At 36.6% G+C, this 19,360-nt stretch carries 17 protein-coding genes and 3 pseudogenes; all 20 read left to right on the top strand.

Translation table 11 applies throughout. The features are described from left to right. Positions 1-586: 586 nt before the first annotated feature. The 20 genes and pseudogenes from CSD97_RS07895 (at position 587) to CSD97_RS07795 (ending at position 19,350) form a co-directional block, all read left to right on the top strand. Positions 587-1,123, top strand: coding sequence for a UpxY family transcription antiterminator (locus tag CSD97_RS07895; RefSeq protein ID WP_034532860.1), 537 nt, complete (start codon positions 587-589; stop codon positions 1,121-1,123). A 67-nt stretch (positions 1,124-1,190) separates the two neighbouring features. Beyond that, positions 1,191-1,676: a UpxZ family transcription anti-terminator antagonist gene (locus CSD97_RS07890; RefSeq protein WP_005827574.1), complete on the top strand. Its 486-nt coding sequence runs from the start codon at positions 1,191-1,193 to the stop codon at positions 1,674-1,676. 73 nt (positions 1,677-1,749) lie between these two features. After that, positions 1,750-3,306, top strand: coding sequence for an ATP-binding protein (locus CSD97_RS07885; protein WP_098032237.1), 1,557 nt, complete (start codon positions 1,750-1,752; stop codon positions 3,304-3,306). A 131-nt stretch (positions 3,307-3,437) separates the two neighbouring features. Beyond that, a pseudogene (locus tag CSD97_RS07880) lies at positions 3,438-4,582 on the top strand (IS66 family transposase); the annotation flags it as partial. Positions 4,583-4,860: 278 nt separating this feature from the next. Further along, the gene (locus tag CSD97_RS07870) at positions 4,861-6,675 is read left to right on the top strand and encodes an aminotransferase class I/II-fold pyridoxal phosphate-dependent enzyme (protein WP_098032235.1); all 1,815 of its coding nucleotides are present in this window, start codon (positions 4,861-4,863) and stop codon (positions 6,673-6,675) included. Positions 6,676-6,769: 94 nt separating this feature from the next. After that, a complete protein-coding gene (locus CSD97_RS18915; protein ID WP_044469345.1) occupies positions 6,770-7,132 on the top strand; it encodes a hypothetical protein in 363 nt (120 codons plus the stop codon). Beyond that, positions 7,126-7,461: an IS66 family insertion sequence element accessory protein TnpB gene (gene tnpB / locus CSD97_RS07860; RefSeq protein ID WP_007761176.1), complete on the top strand. Its 336-nt coding sequence runs from the start codon at positions 7,126-7,128 to the stop codon at positions 7,459-7,461. The genes CSD97_RS18915 and tnpB overlap by 7 nt, the downstream gene beginning before the upstream one ends. Positions 7,462-7,533: 72 nt before the next feature. Then, positions 7,534-9,327: pseudogene (locus CSD97_RS07855) on the top strand (IS66 family transposase). A gap of 94 nt (positions 9,328-9,421) precedes the next feature. Then, positions 9,422-10,912 carry an oligosaccharide flippase family protein gene (locus tag CSD97_RS07850; RefSeq protein WP_098032233.1) on the top strand — a complete coding sequence of 497 codons (1,491 nt, stop codon included), beginning with the start codon at positions 9,422-9,424 and terminating at the stop codon, positions 10,910-10,912. A 6-nt stretch (positions 10,913-10,918) separates the two neighbouring features. Beyond that, positions 10,919-11,470 (top strand): acyltransferase, encoded by a 552-nt coding sequence (locus CSD97_RS07845; RefSeq protein WP_098032232.1) that lies wholly within the window; start codon positions 10,919-10,921, stop codon positions 11,468-11,470. A gap of 2 nt (positions 11,471-11,472) precedes the next feature. Next, positions 11,473-12,318, top strand: a complete 846-nt coding sequence (locus tag CSD97_RS07840) for a LicD family protein (RefSeq protein WP_098032231.1) — start codon at positions 11,473-11,475, stop codon at positions 12,316-12,318. Positions 12,319-12,381: 63 nt separating this feature from the next. After that, entirely contained in the window at positions 12,382-13,368 is a 987-nt protein-coding gene (locus CSD97_RS07835; RefSeq protein WP_098032230.1) for a glycosyltransferase, read from the top strand. After that, positions 13,365-14,624, top strand: coding sequence for a hypothetical protein (locus tag CSD97_RS07830; RefSeq protein ID WP_098032229.1), 1,260 nt, complete (start codon positions 13,365-13,367; stop codon positions 14,622-14,624). The genes CSD97_RS07835 and CSD97_RS07830 overlap by 4 nt, the downstream gene beginning before the upstream one ends. A 12-nt stretch (positions 14,625-14,636) precedes the next feature. Further along, complete coding sequence (locus CSD97_RS07825; protein ID WP_098032228.1) at positions 14,637-15,740, top strand: glycosyltransferase; 1,104 nt, start codon at positions 14,637-14,639, stop codon at positions 15,738-15,740. A 17-nt stretch (positions 15,741-15,757) separates the two neighbouring features. Next, the gene (locus CSD97_RS07820; RefSeq protein ID WP_098032227.1) at positions 15,758-16,285 is read left to right on the top strand and encodes an acyltransferase; all 528 of its coding nucleotides are present in this window, start codon (positions 15,758-15,760) and stop codon (positions 16,283-16,285) included. 12 nt (positions 16,286-16,297) lie between these two features. Next, positions 16,298-17,419 carry a glycosyltransferase family 4 protein gene (locus tag CSD97_RS07815; protein WP_098032226.1) on the top strand — a complete coding sequence of 374 codons (1,122 nt, stop codon included), beginning with the start codon at positions 16,298-16,300 and terminating at the stop codon, positions 17,417-17,419. A gap of 47 nt (positions 17,420-17,466) precedes the next feature. Further along, a pseudogene (locus tag CSD97_RS18955) lies at positions 17,467-17,580 on the top strand (NAD-binding protein); the annotation flags it as partial. Positions 17,581-17,714: 134 nt separating this feature from the next. Then, positions 17,715-18,467 (top strand): glycosyltransferase family 2 protein, encoded by a 753-nt coding sequence (locus CSD97_RS07805; RefSeq protein ID WP_098032224.1) that lies wholly within the window; start codon positions 17,715-17,717, stop codon positions 18,465-18,467. Positions 18,468-18,708: 241 nt separating this feature from the next. Further along, positions 18,709-19,002 carry a hypothetical protein gene (locus tag CSD97_RS19055; RefSeq protein WP_242496961.1) on the top strand — a complete coding sequence of 98 codons (294 nt, stop codon included), beginning with the start codon at positions 18,709-18,711 and terminating at the stop codon, positions 19,000-19,002. 27 nt (positions 19,003-19,029) lie between these two features. Next, entirely contained in the window at positions 19,030-19,350 is a 321-nt protein-coding gene (locus CSD97_RS07795; protein WP_098032223.1) for an HNH endonuclease signature motif containing protein, read from the top strand. Positions 19,351-19,360: the final 10 nt, after the last annotated feature.

Genomic DNA, 19,360 nt, shown 5'->3' with positions numbered 1-19,360 from the left:
TCTTTTTTTGAGTTCTTTCATTTGTGTAATTCTTTGTTCGTTTAACTGTTTTTTATTCTGGTTAAAAAATGCGAAAGTATAAAAAGTGAGGGAGAAATAAGGGAATTTTGGAGGGAAATGTGAAGGGCGAGTTGTAAATAGTTGATATATAAGATGATATGCTGTTTTAAAAACGTACGTTTAATGAACGCAAAGATAGAGACGTTTTTTGTAATGGCAAAATGTTTGATAGAAAAATGTTCCTAATAATAAATAATGATAAGTATATTGCATTGAATTTCAGTAGTATATGCAACATATGTAATCAGTTAAAATCTTCTTATTTTTAGCTTCTTGAATATGTCTTGTATAAGTCCGAAATAGGTGTTTTTTAAACGTACGATTAAAAAACGCTTTTTTGTTTCTAATACGTTCGTTTATAGTCTCTTACCAAAAGGTAATGAACAACCGCAGAGAATCTGTTGACAAGAAGAGCATAGTACTTGTCAAACTTCCCATAAAATGCTCGCAAGTGATTGAACTACAGTTTTGTAATAGTAGTTCAAAGCCCCCAAGGAATACCTTTTTCTAAGTAAAATTAGCAAGAATAGAAATGGATAAAGAGACCGAAGTTTGGTTTGCCATGCGTGCTACATACCGCAGGGAGCTTGAAGCTATGCATCTTCTCGAAAAGGCAAATCTTGGCTGTTTCATTCCCATGCAATATAAGATAAGTATCCGTAGGGGCAGGAAAGTCCGTGCTTTGGTTCCTGTCATCCGTAATCTGGTTTTTGTCCACGCACGTCCTTCCGAAGTGCAGCGATTTAAGTCTCAAATTACTTATTTGCAATATATTACTGATACCCGTAGCGGTCAGAAAATAATCATTCCCGACCATGATATGCAGCGTTTCATAGCCGTCGCCGGTACCTACAATGACCATCTTCTCTATTTCCAGCCCGAAGAACTGAATCTCTCCAAAGGTACGAAAGTCCGTATCACCGGTGGCGACTTCGAGGGTCAAGAAGGTGTTTTTCTAAAGGTAAAAGGTGCCCGTGATCGTCGTGTAGTGATTGCTATACAAGGTATCATCGCCGTTGCCATGGCGACCATCCATCCAGACCTCATCGAAGTAATCAAATAATCGTCGATAATCAATGATTAGTCATTGGTGATAAAATCATAACTCTGAAATCATAAATCAAAATAGCATGTCTCTTTTAGAAGAAGCACTCCTCCTTCAGCGTGCCGCGCACGATCTGATGTATTTGGGTATGGACGGCAGTCCTATCTATAGCGATGACTTGTCTCGTCGTAACAGCGAAGTCTATCGCTTGACCACAACTTTGTATAATTCTGGCACTTGGGGCACCACGGTGGAGGAGCAGGCAAATGTATGTCTTGCGCTCTTGAAGGGGTATAGTGCCTCGTTCATTGACCATGGTGAAAAACAGCAGCATGTGCAGGAGGTATTGAGGCGTTGCTGGGATACCCTTGATTCCCTTCCTTCCTCTTTGTTGAAACTCCGTTTGCTTACGGCTTGTTATGGAGAGGTTTTCGATGAGCCTTTGGCCGACGAGGGCCGTTCTATCATTGCTTCTTGGAGTGTTGCATCACTGACTGCCGAGCAGCAGGAAGCAGTTGATGAGTTTCAGAATGTGGTGGATAATCCTTATCCATGGGAGGAAATGGAATAAAAATGTATAAATAGAATTTCTCTTTGAAGAAAAAACGTATATTTGCATATAGCTTCTAAAAAAGAGAAATAAGATGGAACAGATGCGTAAACTGCCGATTGGTATACAGACTTTTGAAAAGCTGCGTGAAGAAAATTATCTTTATGTAGACAAAACAGCAATGGTCTATAAGATAGCATCCAATTCCACTCCCTATTTTTTGAGCCGTCCTCGCCGTTTCGGTAAGAGTTTGCTTATATCTACCTTCGAAGCTTACTTTCAAGGACGTAAAGATTTGTTTCACGGACTTGCCATCGAAAAACTGGAAACCCGGTGGGAGGAATATCCTGTATTGCATCTGGACTTGAATGCCCGTAAATATGAAACAGCCGGAGATTTGGTAGCCATGCTTAATCAATATCTGGAAAAGTGGGAATTGAAATATGGTGCGGAAAAGCAGGAGCGTAGTCCCGAAGAGCGCTTTGCCTATGTGATAGAGCAGGCGTATGCCCAGACGGGTAAGCAAGTGGTAGTGTTGATTGATGAATATGATAAGCCTTTGCTTCAAGCTCTTTCGGATGAAAAGCTAACGGAAGAATATCGTCGGATATTGAAAGCCTTTTATGGGGTACTGAAAAGTGCCGACCGTTATCTCCGCTTTGTTTTTTTGACGGGTGTGACGAAGTTTGCGCAGATTAGCGTGTTCAGTGATTTAAATCAGTTGCAGGACATCAGTACATGGCCCGACTATTCTTCTTTATGTGGTATTACTAAGGAAGAACTGCTCACAACGTTTACTCCGGAGATAGAACGTTTGGGTGTTTCCAATGGGATGGACTTCGATACAACTTTGGAGCGGATGACGAAGCTGTATGACGGTTATCATTTTTACCCTCATTGTGAAGGGGTTTTTAATCCTTTCAGTGTGTTGAATGCATGCAAGTCGAAGATTTTGGATAATTTCTGGTTTCAGACCGGTACTCCTACCTATTTGGTAAATTTATTGAAAGAGAGTGATTATGATTTGCGCCTTCTGATTGAGGGAGTTGAAGTGACGGCTTCCGCCTTTTTTGAGTATCGTGCGGAAGTAAAGAATCCGCTTCCCATGATTTATCAAAGTGGTTATCTGACCATCAAAGACTACGATAGGGATGTTTTATTGTACACTTTGGGTTTTCCCAATGATGAGGTACGCTATGGTTTCTTGAATTTCTTGGTTCCTTATTATACAGGAGTGACTGATGATGAAATCGGTTTCCACATAGCCAAGTTTATGCGTGAACTCCGTTCCGGTGATGTGGATGCATTCATGGAACGCCTGCAAGTATTCTTTGCAGGCATTCCCTACGAACTGAGCAACAATACCGAACGCCACTATCAGGCCATCTTTTATGTCGTCTTCACTTTGCTGGGTCAATTCGTACAGGCGGAAGTGCGCAGTGCGCGTGGTCGTGCCGATGCCGTGGTGCAGACAAAAGATGCCGTTTACGTCTTTGAGTTCAAGCTGAACGGCAGTGCCGAAGATGCCTTGAAGCAAATTGATGAGAGAGGTTATCTGATTCCTTATGTGCTGGATGGCAGGCGGCTGGTGAAAGTGGGGGTGAACTTCAGCAAGGAGACACGGAATGTGGAGAGGTATATTGTGGAATAACTCTTTAGCACTCATGCCTCGGCAAACTTCCTTTCCTATGAACGATAGGAATCCAAACTAATAATACTTAAAACTCAAGTCCTTTTTTGATATTCTTTATGTAAGCAGTCAAAAAATGGCTATTGATTGCTTTCCTTGCGGAAAAATGTTTTGAGATGGTTCATTATGCAGAACCGGGTAAAAAGCCCGGGTGGGGTTATTTCCCTTCTGAAAGCCATCCGGAGGTAGTAACCAATTTTGAAGGCACTAGGGCCACTCCTGAATTTCTGCAGGCTATTGCCTATGAAGTTTATGTAAAGAATGTGACTTTTGGTCTTCTTCACCAATGGCTGACAGATATGGGCATGACCATTTCTAAAAACACGTTGCGCAACTGGCTTAAGAAAGGTAAGACATACCTGGACGAACTGGTTTGTGTATTGAAGTCTATAGCTTTGGAAAAAGATTCGATTGTGAACTGCGATGAGACCTGGTGTAAAGTGCGCAAATACGATCACTATAAGAAGTGCTACATTTGGGTTCTGGTCAACAAGGCTCAGAAAACAGCCATTTTCTTCTATGAGAATGGCTCTCGCGGTCGTGATGTACTTACAGACTTTTTGGGCGATGCAGAGTTGAAGAGTATTATGTCCGACGGATACAATGCTTATGTATTTATCGGCAATGAGCTGAAATCAGCCCGGTTTAAAGATACTGTACACCAGGTTTGTATGTCACATGCCAAGAACAAGTTTGTCAAGGCTTCCAATCAGGGTGGTGAACCGACTGCAGAACGCTTTTCCGAAATTTTAAAGGAGTTCTTTATGAGGGAGCGTAAATACGATGATGCCGGATTAACTCCCAAGGAAAGGTTCCGAGAAAGGCAAAGCCTGGCAACGAAGGAACTTCTGATAGAGTTGCGCAGCTTGTTGGACAGTGAACTGACAAAGGATTCAGAATTTAGAAGCCGGTATTATAAAGAAGCTCTCAATTATCTGAACCGGTTCTGGAAAGAGATCTTTGCTTACTTGGATGATGGTGAATTACCGATAGACAACAACCTGGCTGAGCGAACCATTCGAAAGCTGACCACTCAACGCAACAATTCACTTCATTATGGTAGTGATGCCGGTGCAGAGATGGCAGCAACTTATCACAGTGTGATAGGAACGGTAAAGCTTCATGGCAGTTCTATCTGGAACTTCATCGGAACTTTTTCAAAAATATCTTTAACGGGTGCAGGGATTATGTTAACATGGTTCCTGACAAAATCACTTTGGCTGCCAGCCAATGTTAAATTCAAGACTAATTAATTAACAAAACTCGGTTTAGGGCACTGAAAAGTGCCCTTTCAAAGGGGGATGCCCTAAATTGAGTGCTTACTAAAGAATATGCGAAAGTAAAAGAAGAGCAGCCAAAGTTAGGATATGAATATATGCTTTTGACAATGTCGAAGATGTTTATCCCGGTTCATATGTTAAAAATAGATGGCTTGCAGTGGTACGAGATTGATGATGAACGGGATTTGAAGTACACGGAAGAAAATATAATAACGAATCTTTAAAGTAAATTGTAATGCAGGCAATTATTTTGGCAGCCGGTATGGGGCGGCGTTTGGGAGAGTTGACCAAAGACAATACCAAGTGCATGGTATGTGTCAACGGTGTTTCACTTATCGACAGAACTTTAACACAATTATCCAAGTTGAATCTTTCTCGTGTAGTCATTGTAATAGGCTATAAAGGAGAAAATCTGAAAAAATACATAGGTAATGAATATAAAGGTCTGAAAATAGAATATATAAGCAACTCTGTGTACGACAAGACTAATAACATTTATTCATTGTCATTGGCTAAAAAAGAACTTCAAGAAGATGATACACTGCTTATTGAATCAGATTTGATATTTGATGACGCGCTGTTTCCGATGATAGTGGATGATTCCCGTCCTAATCTGGCTTTGGTCGCAAAATGTGAAAGCTGGATGGACGGTACGATGGTTCGCATAGATTCGGATTGCAATATTATAAATTTTGTTCCTAAAGAGGCTTTCAGATACGAAGATGTCGATGTTTATTACAAGACGGTGAATATTTATAAGTTCAGCCGTGATTTCTCAATAAATGAATATGTCCCTTTCTTGGAGGCATATAGCCGTGTGATGGGAAATAATGAATATTATGAACAGGTGTTGCGTGTATTGACATTGCTTCATACTTCTTCTTTGAAAGCTTTACCTATCGGGGATAAGAAGTGGTATGAGATAGATGATGTGCAGGATTTGGATATCGCATCAATCATTTTTGCAGAGAGTGACAATCGGCTTTCATTATATCAGAAACGCTATGGTGGTTATTGGCGTTTTCCTCATCTTTTGGATTTTTGCTATTTGGTGAATCCATATTTCCCTTCTCAAAAGATGAAAGATGAGTTGAAAGCTAACTTTGACATATTATTGAGCGAATATCCTTCAGGCATGAAGGTGAACTCATTGTTAATATCCAAGTATTTCCATATTAGTAATAGTTATGTTGTACCAGGCAATGGAGCTGCAGAGTTGATAAAATCATTAATGGGATATTTAAAAGGAAATATCGGGGTAATTTATCCGACTTTTGAGGAATATCCGAATAGATGCGATAGCGAAAGGTTGATTGGATTTATTCCCGGTAATGTGGATTTTTCATATACAGTTGATGATTTGATAGAATATTATGCTGATAAGGACATACGGGTATTGTTATTGATAAATCCAGATAATCCTTCAGGTAATTTTGTTTTGCAAAAAGATGTATTACGTTTAGCTCTGTGGTGTAGAGAACGTTCTATTTATTTAATCGTAGATGAATCTTTCATTGATTTTGCAGAAGATGGAGCAAATAACTCTTTATTGCAGAATGATATTCTTGCAAGCAATCTTTATTTGATTATAGTGAAAAGTATTTCAAAATCTTATGGTGTTCCGGGATTGCGTTTAGGAATATTGGCTTGTGGCGACATTGAATTGATTGAACGAATAAGAAAAGATTTACCCATTTGGAACATCAATTCATTTGCAGAGTTCTATATGCAAATATTTGGTAAATATGAGTCTGATTACAAGAAAGCGTGTGGTAGATTTATATCAGAACGAAAACGATTTTACCAGAATCTTCAGAGAGTAGATTTTTTACGTGTTATTCCTTCACAAGCTAATTATTTTTTGTGTGAAGTACTCCCTCCTTATACGTCAAAACAATTGACACATGTTTTGTTGAATGATGAGATTTTGGTAAAAGATTGCAGTTCTAAGATTGCTTTTAATGGTAAAAACTATGTTCGTATTGCGGTGAGAGATAGAAATGATAATGATAAAATTGTAAAGATATTGAAAGAATTATCTGTTAGCTGAATATTATAATATTTGAAAAATATATAGTAAGCAGTCAAAAATTGGCTCATAATTGAAATCTCTATCTTCGCTGCGAACAAAAATTTTAGAATTTATGTATAGCAGTGAAGATCTTGAAAGGTTTTACTTTCAGTACCAGACCGAGGCTTTTCCTCATGGAGAATCTCTCCAATCGTTTTGTGTTAAGAACAAAGTTCCTTATAACATCTTTCAGAAATGGTACAGGGATACCCGTAAAAAAGTAGTTGAAGTCCAGGTTGATGGTGTTCCTGTAATCGGTCATGAGGAAAAATCCAGTGCCATTGATCAATCTCAACCGGTATCACCAGGCAGAAATGATCACCCGGTTCGTATTTGGGTTGAGATTCGTATCAGCAATGGCTTGCATTTGTCCCAAAAGAATTTAAGCTACCCGGATTTGGTTCGTATGGTAGAGCAGTTGGAGGGGTTATGTTGAGTGTTACCGGTCTGAATCATTTTTATTATGTCCGTGATTTTACCGATATGCGTTGTAAGCACAGCCGTGTGTTGTCTGTCATTCGTGAACGGCTTCACCGTGAGCCCAATGATGGAGACGTCTTTATAGTCATGTCTCGCAATCGCAGGATAGTCCGTATGTTTTCATTTGATAATCGTTCATATAGTCTGTTCGAAAAGAAGTTTGTAGCAGGCTATCAGTTCATGAAGGTGGAGCGGAACGGGGCAGATACTGTTTATCGGATTGCCTGGAAGGACGTGGTTTTGATTCTTGAGAATCCTATAGTTAAAACATTAAAAATCAGATAATCAATCTATTTATCCACTTGCGGTTTTGCGATTATTTTATTACCTTTAATGCTGTAAATCAAAGGTTTAAGTATGATCGATCTGCAAGATATAATTACAACAAAACGAGAGTTGTTGAGTAGGGAAACCTACTCACGCAACCCTATAAATTATAGTGCAGGTATGGCAGAGGATCAGAAAGAGCGATACATACAATACCTTGCCGAACAGAATCAGGATCTTCGGTTGACAAGTGATGCCATGAAGCTTGTTTTGGAGGATTTTATGGCTCAGATGAAGGATCTGAAGGCTCAGGTGTCCTCTATGGAATCGAAACATGCTGACCTTGAGAATCGGTTATCGGAAGAGCATAAACTTCGCAAATCGGCTGAGCGTAAGATAAAATCACTTCAGGAAAAACTTGATTATGCCCATCAGGAACGTTTTGGTGATAGACGTCAAAAGATACAATCTAAAGCTAAAACAAGTGATTCAGACCGCTGGAAGGAGAAAGATGATTATGATGGAACCGATGATACGCTTCGTACGGATTCAGTTGGTCATGCTCCATCTCAAGAGGTAAAAGAGTCTTCCAAGAAAGAGCGTGATTTATCCAATCGCCCTGACGGTTATAAAAGGATGGGAGTAGTTGGAGAGGCGACAGAGCATCCTTCCGATTTGACAAAGGTTCCCGGTCGCCTCATTGAAAGAAGAATGGTACGGGTATTCAGTTTTCGTACTTTCTTGACGGAAGAATGCTTCGAGATGGTTCATTATGCAGAGCCTGGTAAAAAGCCCAAGTGAGGCTATTTCCCTTCTGAAGGCCATCCGGAGGTGGTGACTAAATTCGAGGGTACTAAAGCTACTCCGGAGTTTCTGCAGGCTATTGCCTATGAAGTTTATGTAAAGAATGTGACTTTCGGTCTTCTTCACCAATGGCTGACAGATATGGGCATGACCGTTTCCAAAAACACATTGCGCAACTGGCTTAAGAAGGGCAAAAAATACCTGGACGAACTGGTCTGTGTATTGAAGACTATAGCTTTGGAAAAAGACTCGATTGTGAACTGCGACGAAACCTGGTGTAAAGTGCGTAAATATGATCACTATAAGAAGTGCTACATTTGGGTTCTGGTCAACAAGGCTCAGAAAACAGCCATTTTCTTCTATGAGAATGGCTCGCGCGGTCGTGATGTACTTACAGACTTTTTGGGTGATGCAGAGTTGAAGAGCATCATGTCCGACGGATACAATGCTTATGTGTTTATCGGCGATGAGCTGAAGTCAGCCCGGTTTAAAGATACTGTACATCAGGTTTGTATGTCACATGCCAAAAACAAGTTTGTCAAGGCTTCCAATCAGGGTAGTGAACCGACTGCAGAACGCTTTTCCGAAATTTTAAAGGAGTTCTTTATGAGGGAGCGTAAATACGATGCTGCCGGGTTAACTCCAAAAGAAAGGTTTCAAGAAAGGCAAAGCCTGGAAACTAAGGAACTCCTGATAGAGCTGCGCAGCTTGTTGGATAGTGAACTGTCAAGGGATTCAGAATTTAGAAGCCGGTATTATACAGAAGCTCTCAATTATCTGAACCGGTTCTGGAAAGAGATTTTTGCTTACTTGGATGATGGTGAATTACCTATAGACAACAACCTGGCTGAGCGAACCATTCGAAAGCTGACCACTCAACGCAACAATTCACTTCATTATGGTAGTGATGCCGGTGCAGAGATGGCAGCAACTTATCACAGTGTGATAGGAACGGTAAAGCTTCATGGCAGTTCTATCTGGAACTTCATCGGAACTTTTTTCAAAAATATCTTTAACGGGTGCAGGGATTATGTTAACATGGTTCCTGACAAAATCACTTTGGCTGCCAGCCAATGTTAAATTCAAAACTAATTAATTAACAAAACTCAGTTTAGGGCACTGAAAAGTGCCCTTTCGAAGGGGGATGCCCTAAATTGAGTGCTTACAAATATATATGGCAAAAGGCAGTATTGGATCAGTATTGGCTAATTCAGTGTTTTATACTTTTGGCAATATGTTGCTAAAAGTGTTTTCGTTTTTCTTGATTCCTCTATATACGGCTTATCTACAACCAGATCAGTATGGTATTCTAAATTTAGCAAGTGGTTTTACAGCTGTAGTGAGTTGTATTATAACTATGGGATTTCAATATGCTGTGATTCGTTTTTATGCAGATTTGAAAAATGATTTGTCTAAGGTCGCTCGTATGTTTGGAACAATCATATGTTCAATAGGAGGGGGAGGAATTGTTTTTTTATGTGGATTATTCCTATTTAGAAATTATTGGTGTTCCTGTATTTTTAAAGGAATTGACTTTTATCCAGTGATATTTCTTGCTATATTGATATCTTTTGTTACTTCTCTTTATTCTGTATATCAAGATGCTTTAAAAGGAATGCAGCAAGCTCGTAAATCAGTACTACTGACTTATGTGTTTTTCTTCATGATTTTAGTGGGAAATATATTAACAGTTGTTGTGCTGAATATGGGAGCTGTCGGTATATTATATGCTACTTTATTTGTGAATGTAATAATGGTAGGAATCATGTTTGTTGATTTGATTAAGCATGAGTTGTTTGTTTTTTGTATAGATAGAAAGATTTTAAAGGACTTGTTAAAATATTCATTGCCAATTGTGCCACATTCTGTGTCATATAATATTTCAAGTTTTGTAACGAGGATTATCATTAATAGTAAGATGTCTGTTTCTACTTTAGGTCTTTTTAGTCTTGCCTCACAATTTGGAGGGGTTGCTGATATTGCATTAAGTTCGGTACAATCTGCTTTTCAACCTTGGATGTTTAATCGTCTAAATGATTTCTATCACGATACAAATGATGCTGGAGTAGCGTTAACTGATATAGCAAGAATGTCTTATCTATTAATGTGGGTGTATGGATTGATATATATTATTATTGGTTCTTTTGCGCAAGAGGCAGTCTTATTAATGGCCAGTGAAAGTTATTTATCATCGTGGCTATATGTACCAATTATGGTTTTTTCTATAGCATTGAAAAGTCCTCTTTATTTTTATAATAATTTTTTATATTACAATAAAAGTAAGACTAAATTTATTTTCATCACAACTGTCATAGGTAGTGTTATAAATATATTTATAACATTTTGGTTGGTTCCGATTTATGGTATCTTGGGGTCTATTGTTGCTGATATTATAGCAATTTTCGTTCGGCTTTTTATTGTTATTCCAGTGGTATATTCTGATTCGAAGTCTGTTTATTCTTTTGTAAAATTTATAGTTTTGTCAATAGTGCCTATGATATTTATGGCAGTTGCCATCATTCCTTCTTATAGTAATGTGGAATCATTCTCCTGGTCGAATATTTTATATAAGATATTGGTAATCTTTGTATATATAGGATGTGTCTCTCTTGTATATAAGGAACAAATGAAGCGTTATATGATTGCTTTCTTTTCACATAAGTAGTTAAGTATGATAAGAAAAAAAGTAAAAAAACTGTTTGATTTTTTTTTAAAACGGTATGGATTGTATTATGTTACTGAATTGCAGCGCAAATATGTACGAGATGGGCAACGAAATTCTCGATGGTATAAATATGCATTTGCGGAATGTGGAGAACATTTGCAGATTTATGGGAATCCTTTGATCCATGATCCTGAAAAGATATATATCGGAACTCATTTTAGCATAAATAATGGTGCTCAAATATGTCCTCGTGGAAAAATTTACATTGGTAATCACGTGACAATGTCGCGTGGTTCGCAGATTACTGCAGGAATGATGGATACATCTGAATGGATTGAGAAGCGATTAATAGGAACAGTTAGCCATATAGAGAAAGATGTTTATATAGCTGATGGTACTTGGCTTTGTGTGAATTCAATAGTGCTTCCAGGAGTTTCGATTATAGGAAAGGGTGTTATTGTGGCTGCAGGTGCGGTGGTAACCAAGGATATTACAGACGATTTTGTAGTAGTAGCTGGCATTCCTGCTCAAATTGTGAAACGATTACAAAAGCAGTAAATATGGAATTGTCTAAAACAGAAGCTATTTTCCGTAAGGAAATGCATGAAAAGTTGGAAAATGATTTTAATGAATTTGTTTGTTATCAAAAATTAGTTCTTGATACATTGAATGCATTTCATAACGTTTGCATTCAGTCGCATATTGATTATTATCTTGCATATGGTACTTTATTGGGAGCAATAAGGGATAAAGGACAAATACCTTGGGATTACGATGTGGATTTATGGGTAAAATACGAAGATGTTGAAAGACTTATTAGTGCTCTTGACGAAAATTTGCCAGAGGATTATTATTATGTAACAAGGTATAAAAGTAAAAAACACAGGCATTTTATGATGCGTATTGCTCCTAAGGGGTATAGTAGTGAAGTACTGCATGTTGATGTGTTTTGGCTTTGGGGAGCCCCCTCATCCCCTATTAAGTTGAAAAGAATGAAACAACTTTATAATAAATGTAAGGTGTGGGGACTTTGGAAACTTTGTCCGATAAAATATTTAGAATGGAGGCAGGGAAAACCTCAACGGCTATATGCAAGATTTAAAAAAGAGGTTATGAGCTTTGTTCCAATATGGTATGTTGATGGATTACAAAAAAAAGCAGTTTCTTTGGCTGAAAATGATACCCCTTTTTATATTGATGAATATGGATTATTATTGGAAAAAAAATTTTTTGATAGTATTGATTTGGTGACACTGCAAAATGGTATGTTACTTAGTGTTCCAGTTGGTTATGACAACTTGTTGAAACAAATGTATGGAAATTATAACGAGTATTTGAATATTTGTGAAAGAATGAAGGAATTTGAATCTTCTTTGTGTAGGATAAGAGAACTTGGTAAAGGATAAGAGGCTGTACTTAATAGCGAGTTTTTGTTTTTATAAGATAGGACATCAAAAATAAAAAATTCTATGGCTACTTTATCGGTAATAATGAGTGTATATAATGAGCCTGTTGCTTGGATTAAGCAAGCTATAGCTTCAATATTAAATCAAACATTTAAGGATTTTGAGTTTATTATTGTGGATGATAATCCACGGGGAGATGAGCAGATAAATATTCTTCAATATTATAAAAACATTGATAGTCGAATTGAACTTGTCTTTAATAAAGAAAATGTGGGACTTGCTCATTCTTTGAATAAGGCAATAGAAATATCACGAGGAAAATATATTGCTCGCATGGATGCAGATGATATAGCAGCTCCTTCGAAATTTCAGATGCAATATGATTATCTAGAAATGCATCCCAATGTTGCAGTTTGTGGAACATGGGGCAAGAAATTCGGTAATATCCCTGTGCTTTCTTATAAAAAGTATGAAACTCCGGTTTCACCTGAACAAGTAAAGGTTGCTTCTTTATTTGCTTCTCCAATGATACATCCTTCGGTTATGTTGAGAAGTGATGTTGTGCGTAATTATATGTATAATGTAAATTTGCGTAAGGCACAAGATTATGATTTGTGGGGAAGATTGTTGCTGCATGATATTATATTGTGTAATATACCTTGTTGTTTACTTAAATATCGAATTACTCAAAAATCACAAACTACAGAAACTCTTTCAAAACAGGCGAGGGTTGCAGAAGAAGTACGAAAGGGGTTATTGGCGTATCTGGGAATAGATTTTTCAGAGAAGGAACTTGTTTTGCATAATGAGATTTGTAATGGCAGGATTTGTGATGTTGCTGCTGCAGAACAATGGTTGTTGAAATTGAGGGAATTTTTGTCGGTTCGCTATTCCAGCCAGACTTCATATATAAATCAACTGATTGCCGCTCGTTGGGCATTACTTTGTTTAAATGCAAATATATCATATAAAGTTTATAGGAAATCAGAAATATATTCAGGTTTTTCTTGGATTAACACTTTAAGATTTTTGAAAAGAAATGTATTATGACTGATATAATACTTTGTATTAGTAAAAAAGGACAGAAGAAAAGATGTAGCATTGTTCTTTATAGTATTCTTGCTTTTTTTCTCATATTCGCATTTCCAATTTTCCCTATGGTAAGTAGCGCTAAATTGGTTATGCTATTTATTGTATTTGAAATTCTTTATTTTAAGAATTTCAAGGAACGAATAGCAATGTTTGTGTATCAATTTAAGGCTTTTCCGCAAATCTATTATTTACTTTTTTTTTATACAATAGTAGTAACGGTTATTGCTTGTGCTATTGAGATGTCATTAGTATCTAAAGTGTTTTCTAGTTTTTTGCTTTATATTATTTCATTCTTTTTTTTTACTGAGGTTAATAAATATTTGGATGTCAGCAAGGTCGTTGTTTATTGTTTTTTAGTACAGAGCTTCATTATTATATTGGCTATATTTAGTGAATCTTTTTTTTCTTTTACGGCTCCTCTTAGATCTGCAGTTAATGATAATCATGAATTAGCTTATGGGCGTTTGAGGGGGAACGCTGTATGTGGGTATCAATTCTTTGGAATTGCTACTATGTTCACATTTATTGTTATTTATCTGATATTGCATTTGAAAGATTTCAAATATGGTATATTGTTATTGTTACCTATATGTTTTGCTTCCATTTGTAGTGGCCGTTTTTCAATTGTCGGCATTTTTATTGGTGTAGGTATGCTTATAGTAAAAAATGTTGTAAACGGAAAATTTAGTAATGTGATTTGGGTTTGCGCGATAGGGATATCTTTATTAATAAGTGCTATTGCATTATTATATAATAATGTAGACAATATTGAAGATCCTTTGATGTACAAGGTAGTACAACATTATTTGATAGATCCGATAGATTCTGTTTTGTTTCAAGATTCGTTTCAGACTTCTTCTACAGATCGATTATTGGAGATGTATGAGGAAGATGATATTAAACAATATTTCTGGTTAGGAGCAGGAAGATATACCAATCCAGATGGACATTATTTTGGAGGGGTTGATATAGGTTACTATCGTATGTTGGGTTATTATGGTATAATAGGTTTTCTGCTTATTACTTATACTTTATATTATTTAATTTATTGTACTCGTTCTGATTTAGATATATATACGAAGCATGCTTTTTTTATAAACTTTTTGGTACTTAACTTTAAAGGGGATGTTCAAGTATTTAATAATAATATAATACCTATAGTAGTGGCCTTTTTGTTTTTCTCTTCTAAGGAGAAACTTTTATTTAAAATTTAGAGATAATGTTTTATGAAAAAAACGGTTTACTTTATACTACAACATCTTTGTACTGGTGGAGTTGAGATTTGTGTAACTAACGTGGCTAATGCATTAGTAAGGCGAGGATACCAAGTGGTCTTTTTATCTTTATTGCAAAATAACGAGTTGGCAGAAATCATTGACCCTTTGGTGAAAATAGATTATTTGACTCCATTGAAAGCGGGGAGTAATTTCTCTGTGTTTTATAAGCTTAGAAGAAAACTATTATGTAGAGTTGCCTTGTATAGGAAATTGAGAAAGATTAGAGAATCTATCGTGATTTCAACAAGGAATGAATATAGTGTTATGGTTTCAAAATTAGTTTCTTCTGATAATTTGAAGATTGCCCAGCTTCATCATGATTATATTGATAGAAAAGGAATTATAAATGATTTTAAGTATAAATATAACCGCATTGATTATTTTTTTATATTAACTGATGATGTCCGTGTTGAAATCATGGATATAATGAAAGGTAATAATACATATACTAAATGTGTGACAGTTCCAAATTTTATTCCTAGACAAATTTCATTAAGGAGTAATAAACGAACAGAAATAGCTCTTGCTGTAGGGCGATTGTCAACAGAAAAAGGTTTTTTGCGACTTTTGGATGTTTGGAAACTAGTTGATAAGCAAAGTGAAGGTAAATATCAGTTATATATAATTGGAGAGGGGAGCGAACGCATGCATCTTGAAATGAGAATAAAAGAATTGAAACTTCACAATGCAGTAAGACTATTAGGGCTGCTACCAAATTCTGAAGTAGCTGAATGGATGCAAAAATCACGTATCTATTGTATGTCTAGTTTCACTGAAGCTTTTTCTATGGTTCTTTTAGAAGCTATGGGTAATGGTTTACCGCAAGTGGCTTTTGATGTTAGAGTAGGCCCTAGGAATCTTATTCTTGAAGGTGAAACAGGGTATTTAGTTAAAGATGGAGATATTGAAACTTATGCGGCTCGTGTATTATCTATGTTTTCTGATTCTAATCAGTGGCAAAAAATGTCTATTGCTTCTAAATTGCGTTTTAATGCTTTTAGTGAAAAAAATGTGATAGATAAATGGGAGCAAGTTTTTAATCGAGAAATATAGAGGACAAATACTGCCCAATGAAGCAATTTATATCAGATACTTACCATTATATAATGAGTATAGTGATGATATTTCCTATCCATTATATAAGGATTTCATTTCTTCGTTTCTTGCGTATGCAGATAGGAAAATATACAGCTATTTGTAGAGGTGTGGATATTCGAACTCCATACCGAATATCTATTGGGGCATACACTACAATAAATAAACATGTAGTGTTGGATGGCCGAGGAGGTATTGTGATTGGTAATTGTGTTGATATAGCGCAAGATGTAAATATATGGTCTTTGCAACATGATTATAATAGCCCTGCTTATGCGACGAAAGGTGGTAAGGTTATTATTGAAGATTATGTATGGCTCGCTTCTCGCGTAACAGTGTTACCGGGTGTCACTATTGGACGTGGGGCTGTGGTTGGAGCTTGCAGTGTTGTGACGAAAGATATACCTCCTATGTGCATAGCAGTAGGAAATCCTGCTAAAGTGATTGGTAAAAGGGAAGATTGCCTTAAATATAAATTGGGGCAACGGGGCTGGTTCAGATAAACATATTTGTGTATGAAAGTTTTATATATAGATCCGCAATCCATTTATAATTTGGCACAATATGATTATAACTTATTGAATAATGTCAATGCTGAAATAACCTATTGTTGCAATGTTAAATATGATGCAAAGATTCTAGATAAGGTCAACTATAAGTATGTCTTTGGATATAGTGAATATTCGTTGCAAGCATTAAAAGCATTAAGCTATATCATATCTATATTTAAAATAATGCTTATTGTATGTAAAGTACGACCGGATGTTATTCATATACAATGGTGGAGATTATGGTTTATAGATTATATAGTGTTGTCTTATTTTAAAAAATATTGTGGCAGTATTGTATTTACAGTCCATAATGTTATGCCACATGATAGTGGCACTGCATATAAAAAGCGTTGCACTAAATATTATAACAAAGTTGATAAATTGATAGTCCATGTAGAAAGAACCAAAGAGCAACTTATTAATGAGTTTAGTATTCTTCCAGAAAAGATTTATGTAGTTCCTCATGGTCTTTTAAGTGCAAATGTTGACCGTACGCTTGTAGACAAGTATTATATGGAATTGGAAAACAAATGGAATGTGCAAAATAGAGTTGTGTTTTCGTGTATCGGATATCAAAATCATTATAAGGGAACTGATATTGTTAAATCTATTTTGGAGAATAATCCATTTTTACAGAATAATTCCAAGGTGTTGTTTATAGTGGCAGGAAAAGGGAATGTTTTTACTTCTGAAACAATGTGCTTATATAATAATCTGCTAGTTATAAATCGTTTTATTCCAACGGAACAGTTGGAAGCTATAATGGATGCTACAGATGTTCAATTGTTACCTTATCGGGTTATTTCTCAAAGTGGTGTGTTACTGTCGACTATAGAAAAAGAAATACCCTATATTGCAACCGATGTTGGAGGGCTGTTGGATCCCATTCATATAGCTCCTATAGGTTGGAGCATTCCTATGAATTCAGCAGAGGTATTTTCTTCTTTGTTGGAATTTTTAGTGCAACATCCTGAGGAAATACTATGTAAGAAAAATAATAGGATTGGGTGGGAAAGTGTCAAACAATACTATGATTGGGAAAACATTGGAAGGAAGACAATGGAGTGTTATATGCACGTCCTATAAAATGTTGGCCTTACGCTCGATATATAAAATCATTTATTGATATTTTTATGAATATAGCAATCGTAGGTACTGGCTATGTAGGCTTAGTATCTGGCACCTGTTTTGCCGAATTGGGTGCCAATGTAACGCGTGTAGATGTGAATACACAGAAGATAGAAAGGAAAGAGTTCCGCATGCCTAGTTGGGGAATGATAAAGAAAGGAATGAAGGGGAATCCGGAACTGATAGACGGTAGGAATATGTTCGGTGCTTCGGAATTGGAGGGAATTGATTATTTGAAAATTGGATAGTTGCTATGATAGAGGGTTTGGTTTCCATAATAATGCCATCGTATAATGCTGCACGTTTTATAGGTGAAAGCATAAATTCCGTGTTGTTGCAAACATATTCCAACTGGGAACTGCTGATTGTGGACGATTGTTCAAAAGACAATTCTGTGGAGGTGGTTCGTAAGTTTGCTAATATAGATAAAAGGGTTGTATTGTTTTCGTTGGAAAAAAATGTAGGAGCGGCTGCGGCTCGTAATGTGGCTATAGAACATGCACAAGGACAATATATCGCTTTTTTGGATAGTGATGATGTGTGGGATGAATATAAATTGGAGAAGCAACTGGCCTTTATGAAGCAATATTCTTATGTCTTTACATTTTCCAATTATTATGTAATGGAAGAAAATGGGAAAAAAACGGAAAATATTGTAAAAGTCCCTTCATCGTTAAGCTATCATCAATATTTGCGAAATACGATTATTGGCTGCTTGACAGTAATAATTGACAGGCAACAGACCGGTGATTTCAAAATGCCTTTGATAAAAAGTAGCCATGATATGGCTTTGTGGTTGCTGATAATGAAACGTGGATTTAAGGCGTATGGACTGAAAGATGTGTTAGCCGGTTATCGTTTGGTTTCCACATCAAATACAGCAAAGAAATGGAAAGCAGCAAAGGATGTATGGAAGGTATATCGGGAAATTGAAGGCTTATCTGTATTGTATGCGGCTTATTGTTTTTGTGGATATGCAATAAATGCAGTTTTAAAGAGGATTTAATTATGAATGTTGTACCTAAAGAAACACTCTTTTCTTGGCTATGGAGAAAAACTCATAAAGAAAATCTACCCCCCCCCCCCCCCCTCCCTATCATTGTTATTATTCTTTACTTACTATCATTTCAAAGCCTATAAGGAAATGGTTCTCGGCAGTGCTGATACCAACAATCCCTTTTTCTAATCTAAGGGTGCAATGCTATAGATGGTGTGGCTATAAGATAGGTAAAAATACTTTCATCGGAATGCGTTGCTATTTGGATGATATGTGTTACGACAAAATAGAAATCGGGAATAATGTGACAATCTCCTATGGTGTCTTTTTTGCCTGTCATGGCCGAAAGCAAGGGCATAATAAATTGATTATAAAAGATGGCGCATACATTGGTATGAATTCTTCTATTATCGCTCGCAGTGAAGAAGGAGTAGTGATAGGGGAGAATGTGGTGGTAGGTGCATGTAGCTTGATGAATAAGTCTGTTGCAGATAATTCAATAGTGGTTGGTGTTCCGGCTAAAGCAATAAATAAGAAAGAATAGGTTACTTCAATTTTTTTTGTGTATTCTATGGATGAACTCATTGATAAGGTATGGAGTGGTGCCACTGTAGCGAAGGGCAGAAATCCAGATGTATGGCGAAAAGATTTTGCCGGTGCTTGGATAAGGCGTGACCATTATGGAGTATTCAGTAAGTTTGGTTGGCAAATTGACCATATAAAGCCTAAATCGGCGGGTGGAGATGATTCTATTGATAATCTTCAAGCTCTGCATTGGCGTAATAACAAGTCAAAAGGTACTAACTATCTTGAGATTGAAACATGTATCACCTCCAAAGGATTTGATAATATATATAGAATCAGAAGATGGCGACTCAGTATTCAGAAATAGACCAAGAAAC

Source organism: Bacteroides sp. AR29, assembly GCF_900217715.1.
GTDB lineage: Bacteria > Bacteroidota > Bacteroidia > Bacteroidales > Bacteroidaceae > Bacteroides > Bacteroides uniformis.
The sequence above is the reverse complement of the archived record's forward strand: the minus strand, read 5'-3'. Positions and strand labels throughout refer to the sequence as shown.

Bases quoted from the DNA above. Each gene is read 5' to 3' on its own strand.
- CSD97_RS19055 (WP_242496961.1), top strand. From the start codon at position 18,709: ATGCGTTGCTATTTGGATGATATGTGTTACGACAAAATAGAAATCGGG.
- CSD97_RS07805 (WP_098032224.1), top strand. From the start codon at position 17,715: ATGATAGAGGGTTTGGTTTCCATAATAATGCCATCGTATAATGCTGCA.
- CSD97_RS07840 (WP_098032231.1), top strand. From the start codon at position 11,473: ATGGAATTGTCTAAAACAGAAGCTATTTTCCGTAAGGAAATGCATGAA.
- CSD97_RS07835 (WP_098032230.1), top strand. From the start codon at position 12,382: ATGGCTACTTTATCGGTAATAATGAGTGTATATAATGAGCCTGTTGCT.
- CSD97_RS07830 (WP_098032229.1), top strand. From the start codon at position 13,365: ATGACTGATATAATACTTTGTATTAGTAAAAAAGGACAGAAGAAAAGA.
- CSD97_RS07870 (WP_098032235.1), top strand. From the start codon at position 4,861: ATGCAGGCAATTATTTTGGCAGCCGGTATGGGGCGGCGTTTGGGAGAG.
- tnpB (WP_007761176.1), top strand. From the start codon at position 7,126: ATGTTGAGTGTTACCGGTCTGAATCATTTTTATTATGTCCGTGATTTT.
- CSD97_RS07845 (WP_098032232.1), top strand. From the start codon at position 10,919: ATGATAAGAAAAAAAGTAAAAAAACTGTTTGATTTTTTTTTAAAACGG.
- CSD97_RS07820 (WP_098032227.1), top strand. From the start codon at position 15,758: ATGAAGCAATTTATATCAGATACTTACCATTATATAATGAGTATAGTG.
- CSD97_RS18915 (WP_044469345.1), top strand. From the start codon at position 6,770: ATGTATAGCAGTGAAGATCTTGAAAGGTTTTACTTTCAGTACCAGACC.
- CSD97_RS07850 (WP_098032233.1), top strand. From the start codon at position 9,422: ATGGCAAAAGGCAGTATTGGATCAGTATTGGCTAATTCAGTGTTTTAT.
- CSD97_RS07885 (WP_098032237.1), top strand. From the start codon at position 1,750: ATGGAACAGATGCGTAAACTGCCGATTGGTATACAGACTTTTGAAAAG.
- CSD97_RS07795 (WP_098032223.1), top strand. From the start codon at position 19,030: ATGGATGAACTCATTGATAAGGTATGGAGTGGTGCCACTGTAGCGAAG.
- CSD97_RS07890 (WP_005827574.1), top strand. From the start codon at position 1,191: ATGTCTCTTTTAGAAGAAGCACTCCTCCTTCAGCGTGCCGCGCACGAT.
- CSD97_RS07815 (WP_098032226.1), top strand. From the start codon at position 16,298: ATGAAAGTTTTATATATAGATCCGCAATCCATTTATAATTTGGCACAA.
- CSD97_RS07825 (WP_098032228.1), top strand. From the start codon at position 14,637: ATGAAAAAAACGGTTTACTTTATACTACAACATCTTTGTACTGGTGGA.